The organism is Psychrobacillus sp. OK032, from assembly GCF_900111345.1.
Taxonomy (GTDB): domain Bacteria; phylum Bacillota; class Bacilli; order Bacillales_A; family Planococcaceae; genus Psychrobacillus.
The window spans coordinates 545,605-559,226 of sequence record NZ_FOGY01000001.1 but is presented as its reverse complement, the minus strand read 5'-3'; the positions used below and the strand labels follow the sequence as shown (position 1 = coordinate 559,226).

10 protein-coding genes are annotated in these 13,622 nt (G+C 36.7%); all 10 read left to right on the top strand.

The genetic code is table 11. From position 1 onward, the window contains the following. Window positions 1-51: 51 nt before the first annotated feature. The 10 genes from BMZ04_RS02630 to BMZ04_RS02585 all read left to right on the top strand — a co-directional run bounded on the left by BMZ04_RS02630 (window position 52) and on the right by BMZ04_RS02585 (window position 13,610). Window positions 52-2,355: a WD40 repeat domain-containing protein gene (locus BMZ04_RS02630; protein ID WP_093264926.1), complete on the top strand. Its 2,304-nt coding sequence runs from the start codon at window positions 52-54 to the stop codon at window positions 2,353-2,355. A 32-nt stretch (window positions 2,356-2,387) separates the two neighbouring features. Further along, window positions 2,388-4,643: a phosphodiester glycosidase family protein gene (locus BMZ04_RS02625; protein WP_093264924.1), complete on the top strand. Its 2,256-nt coding sequence runs from the start codon at window positions 2,388-2,390 to the stop codon at window positions 4,641-4,643. 354 nt (window positions 4,644-4,997) lie between these two features. Then, window positions 4,998-5,408, top strand: a complete 411-nt coding sequence (locus BMZ04_RS02620; protein ID WP_093264922.1) for a hypothetical protein — start codon at window positions 4,998-5,000, stop codon at window positions 5,406-5,408. A 205-nt stretch (window positions 5,409-5,613) separates the two neighbouring features. Then, the gene (locus tag BMZ04_RS02615; protein WP_093264920.1) at window positions 5,614-6,678 is read left to right on the top strand and encodes a glycosyltransferase family 4 protein; all 1,065 of its coding nucleotides are present in this window, start codon (window positions 5,614-5,616) and stop codon (window positions 6,676-6,678) included. Window positions 6,679-6,720: 42 nt separating this feature from the next. After that, window positions 6,721-7,836 (top strand): DegT/DnrJ/EryC1/StrS family aminotransferase, encoded by a 1,116-nt coding sequence (locus tag BMZ04_RS02610; protein ID WP_093264918.1) that lies wholly within the window; start codon window positions 6,721-6,723, stop codon window positions 7,834-7,836. A 267-nt stretch (window positions 7,837-8,103) separates the two neighbouring features. Further along, window positions 8,104-8,841, top strand: coding sequence for a hypothetical protein (locus BMZ04_RS02605; protein WP_093264916.1), 738 nt, complete (start codon window positions 8,104-8,106; stop codon window positions 8,839-8,841). Then, window positions 8,838-9,851, top strand: coding sequence for a Gfo/Idh/MocA family protein (locus BMZ04_RS02600; RefSeq protein WP_093264914.1), 1,014 nt, complete (start codon window positions 8,838-8,840; stop codon window positions 9,849-9,851). Before BMZ04_RS02605 ends, BMZ04_RS02600 begins: the two co-directional genes overlap by 4 nt. Before the next feature lie 281 nt (window positions 9,852-10,132). Beyond that, window positions 10,133-11,449, top strand: coding sequence for a nucleotide sugar dehydrogenase (locus BMZ04_RS02595; RefSeq protein ID WP_093264911.1), 1,317 nt, complete (start codon window positions 10,133-10,135; stop codon window positions 11,447-11,449). 13 nt (window positions 11,450-11,462) lie between these two features. Then, the gene (locus BMZ04_RS02590; protein WP_093264908.1) at window positions 11,463-12,194 is read left to right on the top strand and encodes an acyltransferase; all 732 of its coding nucleotides are present in this window, start codon (window positions 11,463-11,465) and stop codon (window positions 12,192-12,194) included. Continuing rightward, complete coding sequence (locus tag BMZ04_RS02585) at window positions 12,195-13,610, top strand: lipopolysaccharide biosynthesis protein (protein WP_093264905.1); 1,416 nt, start codon at window positions 12,195-12,197, stop codon at window positions 13,608-13,610. Window positions 13,611-13,622: the final 12 nt, after the last annotated feature.

The window sequence follows — 13,622 nt, the reverse complement described above, 5'->3', positions numbered from 1 at the left end:
ATGTTACCAAATGATGTTAATGTTAAAATATAGAATGAAAGGGGTTTTATTATGAGAAAAATTTATATTCCAGTGATGGCTGCCATGTTAGCTACACCTTTAAATAGTGTGGCAAGTGCAGAAGAATTACCAAAAACAAACACAGCTGTAGAAGAGTTAGTCGTAGAGCCGGTAGGAACTGGGGAAGAAGTAATTGAAGTAGAAGGTAGCGTTGAAGAATGGTTGGAAGACGCAATCGAGGAAAAGCCAGAGGAAGAAGTTATCCAGGAAGGGTATGAAAACTTAGGTCCGATGATTTTCAAATCATCTGCTATTGAATCGAAAATTGCCGCAAATGACAATGGAGAATATTTCATTTATTACATCATGCATGGAGCTCCAGCGGCATTAGTTGTAGTAGATTATCAAACAAAGGAAATCGTACATACATTTACGTTAGAAGATTCGAAAAGTGCATGGGGTCTTGATGTGGATGAAAATGGGAAACTTTGGATAGGTGGATCTGTGTCAAGTGTTTTATACAGCTATGACCCAAACACAGAAGTTTTTGAAAATCATGGTCCTATTTTTTCGAACAAAAGCGATACTTCTATTCAAGATTTAATCGTCTCTGGAAATAAAGTATATGCTGGATCAGCATACGGTGGTTCACTTGTAGCATTTGACACGGAAACGAAAGGAATAGAAGAGTTCGGTCAAATCCGTAAAAGAAAAGATTTTGTTAAAGCAATCGTTGCCGATGAGGAAAAAGATGAAATTTACGTATCGGTTGGTTCCTCTATGGATTTATTAGTGAAAAAGCCTGGTACGAAAAATTTCACATCCTTTTTACCGGCAAAATATATGTCTGAAAAATATGCACAAGATTTAGTGTTGACGGATGATTATGTCGTTGCAAGATTGTACCCTTCTACTGTAGCAGTAGTATTTGATCGAAAGACGTTGGAAATTGTGGATGAGTTTAAATTGAACTCCAAAACTGTCTCTGCGTTATCACCAGATGGACAATCGTTATACTATACAAAAGCACAACAACTGATTCGCTATGACTTCGAAACAAAAGCGCATACAGAGCTTGGTTTATATTTACCAAAAGGGACAGAAGCGATTAATCTGGACTTTATCGTAAAAGGAGGACCGAAAAAAACTGAAGTTGAGCAGGTTGACTTTGAAGCCCTATTCGAAAAAGCATTCCGTGAAAAGGCAATGAAAGAAAGTCAATCACAAGAAGCTCCAACAGTGGAAGCACCGATTATCGGGGAGCAACCAACTACTGAGGAGCCAATTATCGAAGAACCAATCGTAGAAGAACCAACAGAATTTCTTTTATCTGGAATGGTAGATAATTTAGGTCAAATATTCGAATACAATCCACAAACGGGCGAAATGCAGTATCATAACTTTGAATTACCAGAACAACCGGTAGAACTATATACGCTAACTTCGAGCGAAGATGGGAAGAAAATATTTGCTAATGGATATATGTCCGGTGGTCTTGGTGTGTATGACGTTGCAACTGGGAACAAAGAATTATACCGAAATATTAGTCAAATAGAGGACATGTTCCATATAAACAATACACTGTATATCGGTGCGTACCCACTTGCTAGATTACTAGTTTATGATCGCTCTCTTCCATGGGATACTGGAAACCCAAAAGAAGTTATTCGTATGAATGAATACGGACAAGAAAGAACAACTGCAGTAACACCTTATAATAAAGGAAAAGAAATTGTATTTGGAACATTACCAGATGCGAGTGTCGGCGGCGGTGCGCTAGCGTTCTATAATACAGAAAACGAAAAAATGGAAATATACGAAAACTATATTTATAACCAAAGTATCGTGTCATTAGTTAGTAGAGGGACGCAAATTTTTGGGGGAACATCGATTCATGCGAACCAGCAAGCAAACCCAAGGGGAGCAAGATTATTCTATTTTAATAGAAATAACCCAGAAGATAAAAAATATATTCACCTACCATTTGATTCAAGTATGATTACTAGTTTAATAGTAGATAAAGATAATAATGTTTGGGGAATGGCCGATGGAACGCTATTTGTCTATAAAGATGAGTGGACAGATGTTCGTTCAGTTGAATTATTGGAGTTAATCTCCGGAAGATTCCGTAACGCACAAATTGTAGAAGGGCCAGATGGCTATATTTACGGAAGTGTGGAAGGAAAACTATTTAGAGTAACAAAAGATACACTAAAAGTAGAGTGGTTGAAAGATAAAGGGGTTTATGGACTCGTAAATGATGTCAATGGAAACCTTTATTATTACGATGGAAGTAATTTATGGAAATACACAATTGAAAAAAATAGAAAGCAACAACAAAAAGAGCAAAAGTAATTGCTCAAGGAAATGAAGGAGAATGTAACTAAATGAAACAAAAATTGCTATACCTTTTTATCGTTATTGCAATTGTCACTGGCGCTCTATTTCAACCAAATCAGGCGGAAGCTGCAGCTACTAAAGTTTATTGGGATGGTATATTAATGGTTCCCGGTCAAGTTGGGAAAATTAAAGTAGTCAAACCAATCAACTTATGGAAACGTACGGATGCAGGATTAGTATTCGAAAGAATATTAAAACCAGGTGAGCAATACCGTGTCTATCGATATGATAATTTATACGGTGGTCAATATGGTCTTGGTGGAGGCATGTACATTACGAAAATGGCAGGCTATGTCGAGTATAAGACACCTTCCAAAGCAAAACTAAAAGAATTAGCAAATGCCCAAGGTACAACTGTACCAAGTGGAAATAATTCTTCTCAGTTATTTCCAACTGAAGCTACACCAGCTTTAACTGGTGGTAAAGTATTGAGTCAGGCGGTTACACAACTTGCTCCTGGTATTCGTAAAAAATATTTCGATATAGACGGTGCAATCGGTTCTCAAAATGTGTTTGTAATTGAGTATGATGGGAAAACTTCTAATATCGGACTAAAAACAGAGCTTGCAAAAGATCAATTAGTAGGATTAGAAACAACATCCTCTCAAGCAAATAGTGTGGAACAAAGTGATTCATATCATGTAGTTGCTGGAGTGAACGCGGATTACTTCGACAAACAAGGACAACCAATCGATTTAATGATGATGGACGGATCAATTGTTTCTACATCACAAACGCCGCTAAGTGAATTAGCTGTGTTAGGCGTTAAAGCAGATGGCAAATCCATTATTGGTGCACCTCAGGTAGCGATGAATGTTTCAGTAAATGGGCAGCAATCCTACGCTATTAACTCTGTCAATCGCAAACGGTTAGCGAACCATCTTGTCATATATACAAGAGATTTCAATGCAACAACGGGTACAAATGAACTCGGTACAGAAGTACGTGTGAAAATAGATTCAGGAAAACTAAACGGCTCCGAAACACTAGTCGGCACAGTTTTAGAAAATGTTACAGGTGCTGGAAACGCGAAGTTAAACAAAGGAGAAATTATTTTATCCGGACATAACTTTGCAAGTGAGTTTCTACAAACGGTTCAAGTAGGAGACCAAATTGCAATTTCTACAGCATTTACTCCTGCTGAGTGGAATGATGTACGTGAATCTGTCAGTGGTCGTTATCATTTAGTGAAAAATGGTACGTTACAAACGATTAAAGTTGCTGGGGTAGCACCTCGAACTGCAGTAGGTATTAAAAAAGATGGCAGTATCTTCACAACAGTTATTGATGGGAGATCTACTGAAAGTAAAGGATTAACATTGCAAAATACGGCGAAACTAATGAAAGATTTAGGGGCAGTCTACGCAATGACATTCGATGGTGGAGGATCTTCTACAGTAGTTACGAGAGAATTAGGGGATAATAAAGTAACGGTACAAAACAAGCCTTCTGATGGAAATGAGCGTTCGGTATCCAATTCTTTATTATTTATTAGTCAATATAAAACAGGTGCACTTGCAACAATAGCACCCGCTTCAAATGTATTAGAAGTATTCGAAGGGGAAACGTACACGGATTTATCCGTTCCAGTTAAAGGGATTGATCAGTATATGAATCCGGTAACTGTATCAGGAAATGGAAAAGTAACTTCTTCTATTTTAACGAATAAAGACGGTAAGCAAGTAGTTAATGCGAAACCAGGTACGTATGCAGGTGTAGTAACTTATGATGGAAAAACAGCAAATATCCAACTAAAAGTAACTAATGGTGCACCTACTATATTAGAATCGTTTAATAAGGGTATCCTTAACTATGAAGCTACTAGTGATCGAGTAAAATCTGTTTCTGTTCAATCAGTTACAAATGATCGTGATGGATCAAAAGCTATTAAACTAGTGTATGACTTCACGGGTACAACAGGTACTTCAGGTGCATATGTAAATGCTAAAACGAAGTTAACAATTAGTACTCCAGCTAAAAAAATCGGTATGTGGGTAAAAGGTGATGGAAAAGGAAACTGGCTCAGAACACAACTAATAGACGCATCCGGTAAATCAGTTCAACTAGATTTAGATAAAAATGTGAACTGGACAGATTGGAGATTCGTTACAGCGGAAGTTCCAGCAGGACTAGCTTATCCACTTAAAATGGATTTACCAATACGCTATATGCAAACAGAAGATACAAACAAATCGAATGGTGAAATAATCATCGATGATATTCAAGCGATTTATAAAGATTAAAAAAGATAAGCTAAGGCATTACTTTTTTTGGGCAGTAATATTACGCCTTTACGCTAAATTGATATTTTGCGTAAAGGCTATTTATATCTTGGCAATAATGGATTATAGCAATCTATATTAAGCTTATGTCTAATATTGTAGCGAGTAATAACAGAAATGTTGTGCATAATTCTTACAGTAGAATTCCGCAACGGGATAGCGAGCGGTAAGCATCGGAAAACAATTTTCACTAAGTTTGTTCTTCTGCTCCCAAACTCCTACTATGTGAGGGTTAAAAAGTATTAGAAGTTGCGAACCTTTTTGATGTGTGATAACGTAATCAGTATTGATTTTGCTAACTGTGGAGGGAAGTACATGAATTCGGAAGAAAAAAATAATGAGAATGCTTCACCTAGTTCATCGATGGAAGAAAATGCTCCAAAAGTAATAGGGTATTATAAACGCCAAGCGTGGGCTGTAAAAGTATTCGATAAAATTGACCAAGCTCCTATCGTTGAAGATGGTGAAAATGTAGTGCTAGCTTCTTCTGTTATCCAATCAAGTAATGATCTATTTTTCCCGGCTTTTATTCGCATTAATACGAAAGAAAACGGAAAAGTTGCAGGAGCATACTTGATTATTGAAGAAGACGATAGTTTTCAGCTATTACCATTAGAAAGAGCATTAGAAGAATTACAAATGGAAGAACTGGTTCCTTTTAAATACCGTACTCTCGAAAAAATCGAGGGCGATGAGTATCAAACTAATTGGCCAGAGTTTTCATAAGTAGTTAACAAGCTGCGCATCAAAAGACTGACTTTTGCCTATAATAAGGCGAAAAGTCAGTCTTTTTTTTCTTTATAATATATTTGTTTACAAGTCTATTTTTATAGTATAATGAGTAATCGATGAAACTTTCATGTTGCTAATACGTCTACTGATTAGAGAAAATTAATAGTCAATGAAAATATAAAAAACAAGGGTGATATTTTTGGACATAAAATTACTTCTTGCTTTTATCATATCTATGGTAACGGCAATTGCTGTTACTCCACTTGTAATAAAATTTGCACATAAGATCGGAGCAGTAGATAAACCAAATAAACGAAAAGTGCATCAGAAAGTGATGCCTCGACTTGGTGGTCTAGCAATTTTTATAGCAGTAGCAGTTGGTTACTTTGTTGCAGGTCTATATGAAGCAAAAATTACCGGAATAATGGTTGGTGCATTGATCATCATTGTTTTGGGAATCATAGATGATAAATATGAAATATCCGCGAAATTTAAGCTTTTAGGTCAGATTTTAGCTGCATGTGCAGTAATGGGAAGCGGCCTAACAGTGGATGTATTAAATATTCCTTTCATCGGAGTATTTGATCTTGGGATATTCTCTTACGTTGTCACGTTATTTTGGATTTTAGCCATTACGAATGCGATTAACTTAATTGATGGGCTGGACGGTTTATCCGCTGGTATTTCATCTATCGTATTTGCAAGTATTGCTTTTTTAGCGTTTTCAGCTGACAAAATGTTAATACTAACTCTGTCGTTAATATTACTTGGTAGTACACTTGGATTTCTTTTTCATAATTTTTACCCTGCGAAAATTTTCATGGGGGACACAGGATCCATGTTCTTAGGTTATTCGATTGCCATTTTATCATTATTAGGTTTGTACAAAAGTGTTACGTTATTTAGCTTTGTCGTACCAATTATGATATTAGGTGTTCCAATATTTGATACATCGTTTGCGATTATACGCAGACTTGTAAATAGAAAACCAATATCTGCTGCTGATAAATCCCATTTACATCATCGATTGTTAGCGCTTGGATTATCGCATCGAGATACTGTGTTGGTTATATATGGATTTGGTTTAATATTTAGTATTGCAGCAATCACTTTCGAAACACTTACGTTAAGATGGGCTATTTTCATCTTAGTCTTCATATTAATCGCATTTGAAATTGTTGCAGAAAAAATAGGTCTCGTAAATGACGAGTATCGACCAATTTTATCCGTATTCCGTAAAGTTGTAGGGTATAAGCGCAATTAGCGCTTTACATATTAAAATTCATTGATAGGTCGGTGTAAACGAATGAAAGTACCAATGTTAGATTTATCTGAGCAATACGCATCATTAAAAAGTGAAGTATTAGAAGCCTTAGATGGCGTTATGAGTAGCTCACAATTTATCCTAGGGGATAATGTGAAAAAATTAGAAGCAGATCTTGCTAAGTATAGTCATGTTGCCCATGGTATTGGTTGTGGAAATGGGAGTGACGCGATTCATATAGCTCTACAAGCAGCGGGAATCAGTGCTGGAGATGAAGTAATTACTACACCATTTACGTTTTTTGCTACAGGTGGAGCAATTGTAAGAGCTGGAGCAAAACCAGTATATGCAGACATAGATCCAATTTCATTCAATTTAGATCCAGAGGAAATTGAAAAGCATATAACGGAAAGAACAAAGGCAATTATTCCTGTACATCTTTATGGACAAATGGCTGATATGGTTCGCATTCGCGAAATCGCGGATAAGCATAACTTAGTTGTAGTAGAAGATGCTGCCCAAGCAATTGGTGCAAAACAAGGAGAATATACAGTTGGTGAATTAGGAGATGCAGCAACATATAGTTTCTTCCCAACGAAAAACCTTGGCGCATATGGTGACGGTGGAATGGTCGTAACAAACAATGACGATCTTGCAGAAAAAAGTCGTGTAATTCGTGTTCACGGAAGTAAGCCAAAGTATTACCATAGCGTACTTGGTTATAACAGCCGTTTAGATGAAATACAAGCTGCAGTATTAAATGTAAAATTCCCTCATTTAGATAAATGGAGTGAACAACGTAAGCAACATGCAGATTACTATACGGCTTTATTAAACGAAAAAGTAGCAGACCATGTTAAAACACCAGTTATTGTAGAAGGTTTCCATCATGTGTTCCATCAATATACAATTTTGACTGAACGTCGTGATGAATTACAAGCGTTTCTTAAAGAAAACGGTGTATCTACAATGATTTATTACCCACTACCATTGCATCTTCAACCTATTTTTGAAAACTTAGGGTATAAAGAAGGCGATTTCCCTAAAGCGGAAAAAGCTGCAAAAGAAGCACTTTCTTTACCAATGTTCCCAGAGCTAAAAGAAGAACAACAACAATATGTTGTAGAGAAAATTGCGGAATTTTTTGCAGGAAAATAATGTGATGATCAATTAGTAGAGGGAGACGTATTTTTACGTTTCCCTCTACTGGCTGTTAAAGCTATTTAACTTCATTCAGCACCTGTTTACTAGGGAGCTGAACAAAAAGAAACGAAAAGTAGCCATTCGATTAAGTAAGAGCAAACCCCGGCTGAATAAAGTTAAAGCCTCCGGCGGATGCCACAGATTTTTAAAGGAATTTATCGAGCATGCTCGATAAAAATCTGGGCACAAATACGCCAAGGCGAATTTGATAGGAGAAGTGAAATGACGGAAAATAAGACGTATCGATTATATGATTCATTAGAATTTTTTTGGAAAAAGAAGATTTGGTTTATTATTATCCCAGTAATTGTTGCATTACTTGGATATGTAGGTTCGATGTTCATTCCTAAGGATGGAGAGTATGTAGGGAAAAGTACAGTATTTACTGGATCTGTGAAATTGGAAGCATTGACGAACCCTGAACATATTATGGCGCAATACGGTGAACATTTTACCGGCAAAGCAGAAGTATTTGTTCCAACAAGAAGTTATATTAAAGCAGAAGTTTATGGAGATACTGAAGAACAAGTAACAAAAGAACTGACATTATTCGACGAGAATTTGATGGAAGGTTTAATGGCGCAAAACGATAAAGTAATTGATGGAACTCAAAGATATGCTTTAGCGCAATCAGCGAGAATTAAAACATTACAACAAGGTATTGAACAGTATAAACAAGCATTAGACGACACAGATAACGTAACAGTAATAAACAACTATACTGTGTTACTTAGCGATGCAGAGCTGAACCTAACTAATGCATTGGCAACGGAACAACGTGTGCGCAATGATATTATCTCATACGAAAAACCTGCACTTGCGAATGCATATGTAGTGAAAACAAAATCCTATGGGCTTGAAGGAGCAATAGCTGGATTTATTCTTGGAATTTTATTTACGATCTTTATTTTATCTTTATGGAAATACATTTTAGAAGCAAGAGGGAGTAAACGAGCATGATTCAATTTGCAATTGTAGGTATGGGTTTCATCGCAGATAAGCATATAGCTGCTATTCGCAATACAGAAGGCGCAAATTTATTTGCTATTTGTGATACAAACCCAGAACGACTAGTAATAGATGATGAAAATGTGTTAAAGTATACAGATTTAGAAAAAATGCTAACAGAAAATCCACAAATTGATGTAGTAAATATTTGTGTTCCTTCTGGTTTGCATGCAAACTTAACGAAAATTGTAGCGAAGTATAAAAGACATATTATTACAGAAAAACCGATGGCACTAAATTCCGCTGATGCGAAAGAAATGATGGAAGTAGCAGAAGAACAAGGGATTAAACTTGCGATCGTTCATCCAAACCGCTATCGTCCAGCAATTATGGAAGTACGCGAACTGATGGATGCAGGGAAGTTCGGTAAGCTAAGCCACGCGAATGCAACTGTTCGTTGGAATAGAGGACAAGAATACTACGACCAAGCACCATGGAGAGGCACGAAAAAGTTTGATGGCGGCGTATTGATGAATCAAGCAATACATAATTTAGACTTGCTTCTTTGGTTTATGGGACCAGTAAAATCGGTACAAGGAATGGTAGCAACAAGATTCCGTGATATTGAAACGGAAGATGTTGCAACTGCATTAATCGAATTTGAAAGTGGAGCACTTGGTGTAGTAGAAGCTGCAACTACCATTTATCCACAAAACTTAGAAGAATCCCTGTCTATTTTCGGGGAAACAGCTAGTGTAAAAGTTAGCGGAAAAAATGCATTATTCATCGAAACATGGGATGTAGAAGGCTATGCGGAAGATGAAGTACAAGCATTAAAAGCAAAAATACAAAATGAGCCTTGGGGTAAAAAAGGGCATGACTGTATTATTGAAGATATGGTGGCAGCGATTAACGAAAACCGCGAACCAGCTGTTAGCGGGTTAGACGGCTACAACCCAGTTCGTCTAATCGAAGCAATTATCGAATCATCGGAAACAGGAAAACGTATTATATTTTCGTAATTAAAGGCTATTTTGATGTAATTGTTGATTTAGATACATTTCTTACTTGATTGTAGTGGAAGGCGGCGACTCCAGCGGAGGCCAACAGGATGTTGGTCACGAAGGCGTTGCCACACGATGTGGCGCACTTAGCCTTCGTTCCTCTAGTGAGACAGATGAGACATCACAACGGACGCGAAGCTACGGTGATGGCTCATCGCTCACCCCGCGGAAAGCGTCCGCCTGTAACGGAAATCAACCATTAAAATTTTACAGAGCTTAATTAAAAAGGAGAGACAATAATGTCTACACACTATGAAGAATTATTAGCAAAAATTGAAAACCACACAGCCGTAATTGGGGTAGTTGGATTAGGTTATGTAGGTTTGCCACTAGCCGTTGAAAAAGCAAAAGCTGGATATAAAGTAATCGGTTTTGACGTACAAGAATCGAAAGTTGAACAAGTAAACAAAGGAATTAACTATATCGGTGACGTTGTAGATAATGATTTAAAAGATATGGTAGACGCTGGACTATTAAGAGCCTCTTCAGATTACGGTTCAATCAGTTCAGTGGATGCGGTTGCTATTTGTGTTCCAACACCACTTGATGTTTATCAACAACCAGATACTTCATACGTTGAAAGCTCTGTAAATGAAATTGCAAACTACGCAAAACCAGGAACATTAGTCGTGCTTGAATCAACAACTTATCCTGGTACAACAGAAGAAATTATTCGTAAAGCATTAGAAGATAAAGGATTTACAGTTGGAGAAGATATTTTCATCGCATACTCTCCAGAACGTATCGATCCAGGTAATAAAAGCTTCAATACAAAAAACACACCTAAAGTAGTTGGTGGTATTACAGAAAAATGTACAAATGTAGCAGCAGCACTTTACAGCAGTGTGCTTGATGGCGATGTGCATAAAGTTTCTAGTCCTGCAATTGCAGAAATGGAAAAAATCTTCGAAAACACATTCCGTCATATTAATATTGCACTTGCAAATGAAATGGCTGTCCTTTGTGAAAAAATGGGCATCGACGTTTGGGAAGTAATTGACGCAGCGAAAACAAAACCATACGGATTTATGGCATTCTATCCAGGACCTGGACTCGGCGGACACTGTATTCCGATCGATCCATTCTACTTAACATGGAAAGCTAGAGAATATAACTACCATACAAGACTAATCGAGCTTGCTGGAGAAATTAACAACTCAATGCCTGATTATGTTATTAATCGTGCAATGCAAATTTTAAATGATGATGGTAAAGCACTTCGTAACGCAAAAGTACTTTTACTAGGCGTAGCGTATAAAAAAGACATCGATGATATGCGTGAATCTCCATCATTGAAGTTAATCGAACTATTAATGCAACAAGGTGCAGATTTCAAAGCAATCGATCCACATGCGGATAAATTCAAAGTTAATGGTCAAACACTAGAAACAACTGAATTAACGGATGAACTATTGGATGAAGCAGATATTGTTATCTTGGCTACAGACCATACTGCATTTGACTATGTAAATATCGCTCAACGATCAAAAGTAATCTTTGATACGCGTAATGCATTCAAAGGCATTGAAACTCCAAATCGTTACATCAAACTGTAAGGAGGCAATGAACATGAACTTTATACATGAAACTGCTGAACTAGGTGAAAATACAACAGTCGGTCATTTTTCTGTTATAGAAGAAGGAGCGAAAATTGGTGCCAATGTTCGCATTGGTAATCGAGTAACGATTCATGCTGATTCTATTATTGGTGATGGTACATCCATTGATGATGGAGCGGTAGTTGGGAAACAACCAAAACCAGCAAAAACTAGTACGATGCAAATTACAAAAGAAATTCCACCGCTTCAACTTGGAAAAGAATGTACAATTGGAGCAAATACAATTGTGTATAGAGGAGCTATTGTCGGCGAAAGTACGCTAATTGCCGACTTAGCAACTGTGCGTGAAGATGTGGAAGTCGGTTCTTTCGTTATAATCGGACGTAATGTTACAGTAGAGAACTTCGTAACAATTGGTGACCGTACGAAAATTCAATCGAACTCTTATATTACAGCACATTCTACTTTAGAAGATCATGTATTTATCGCACCATGTGTGACTACAACGAATGATAACTTCATGGGTAGAACAGAAGCACGCTTTGATAAGATTAAAGGTGCAACTGTAAAACGTGGGGCTCGTGTTGGTGGGGCTTCTATCATCTTGCCAGGTATTACAATTGCTGAAGAAACATTTGTAGCAGCCGGCGCGTTAGTAACTAAAGATACAGAAGAAAAAACATTGATTAAAGGATTCCCTGCAAAAATTATGAAAAATGTACCTGAGGAGGAACTACTCTAAGTGTTTTCTCAGCTAAAACGTTTAGGAGCGGATTCGCTCCTTTACGCATTTATGAATGTAGGAACTAAACTAATAGCTTTCATCCTCTTTCCGTTGTACGCTCATTATTTAGTTGATACATCGCTAGTTGGTTTGCTTCAAATGGTAGATACCACTGTATCTATGCTCACCTTCCTAGTGATATTCGGAACTGACTCGGCTCTAGCATATTATTATTTTGAGTATAAAGATAAAGAGACACGTGAAAAGTATGTTCGTTCGGTTATGACATTCCGTTTATCCATGGTTGTCTTACTTATAATTGTGTTTTTAATCGGTGGCGATTGGCTATCTGCATTAATTTTAGAAACTGCGGGCTACTCTCAACTATTTTATATTGCTTTAGGTACACTATGTTTAGATACAGTTGTTACACTAGTTTTAACTATTCTAAGATATGAGTTCCATACAAAAAGAGTGGTCTTTACAACGATAGGTAAAATGCTATTAATAGCGGTTGTTTCCATCCTTTTCTTAATGTTTGTTTGGACTTCTTTAGAAGGTATACTTGTAGCTCGTTTAATCAGTGTAGCTATTATTGTCCTAGTCTTAATAAAACCTGTCAGAGTATATTTAAAGCCATTGTTTGATAAGGTTATCCTAAAGAAAATATTAGTTTACGCAGCTCCATTAGTGCCAGCATCTTTAGCCTTTTGGATTATTGCCAATGCCAATAACTTTTTTATTCGAGCATATGGCACGTTAGATGATGTGGGTATTTATGGGACAGCTATTAAGTTTGCAACCTTTATAACTTTATTGACTAGTGGAATACAGCTAGCTTGGAGACCCTTCTCTATGTCTTTGAAGGATAAAAAAGATAGCCCTCAATTATTTGCAACATTATATGCTGCTTTTTTAATAATTGGTAGTTTCGGAGTTTTAGGTTTAGCAACCTTCATGCCATGGATTATTTTAGTTATGCCAGAGAATTTTAGAATTGCATTTCAATATGTGGCACCAATCTCAATTGCAACATTTTTAAGTTTTTACTATATGATTGTTTCCACAGGGATATTTTACTCTAAACAGACGAAGCATATTTCTATAGCATTTGGAATAGCAGCAATTGTATCGATTGTATTGAATTTTATATTCGTTCCACACCTGATTATTTGGGGAACTGTCATTTCATATATAGCAGCGTACTGTCTAGCATTATTTATGGTATTCCGTAAAAGTCAAAAGCTATATTATGTGCCTTTCTCCGGATTTAAAATGGCTTGGACAATCTTTTGGTTAATAGCAGCAACACTCGGAATTGTATATATTCAATTACATGATTTAAATAGTTGGCTAATCTTAGGAGTATGGATCGTATTCGTCATCCTAGTTTTGCTCGTTCGAATGGATAAATATTTAGTGAAAAGAAAGTAATGGGGGATAAGA

Coding starts and splice junctions, on each gene's coding strand:
- BMZ04_RS02625 (WP_093264924.1), top strand. CDS start 2,388: ATGAAACAAAAATTGCTATACCTTTTTATCGTTATTGCAATTGTCACT.
- BMZ04_RS02590 (WP_093264908.1), top strand. CDS start 11,463: ATGAACTTTATACATGAAACTGCTGAACTAGGTGAAAATACAACAGTC.
- BMZ04_RS02605 (WP_093264916.1), top strand. CDS start 8,104: ATGACGGAAAATAAGACGTATCGATTATATGATTCATTAGAATTTTTT.
- BMZ04_RS02620 (WP_093264922.1), top strand. CDS start 4,998: ATGAATTCGGAAGAAAAAAATAATGAGAATGCTTCACCTAGTTCATCG.
- BMZ04_RS02600 (WP_093264914.1), top strand. CDS start 8,838: ATGATTCAATTTGCAATTGTAGGTATGGGTTTCATCGCAGATAAGCAT.
- BMZ04_RS02630 (WP_093264926.1), top strand. CDS start 52: ATGAGAAAAATTTATATTCCAGTGATGGCTGCCATGTTAGCTACACCT.
- BMZ04_RS02595 (WP_093264911.1), top strand. CDS start 10,133: ATGTCTACACACTATGAAGAATTATTAGCAAAAATTGAAAACCACACA.
- BMZ04_RS02610 (WP_093264918.1), top strand. CDS start 6,721: ATGAAAGTACCAATGTTAGATTTATCTGAGCAATACGCATCATTAAAA.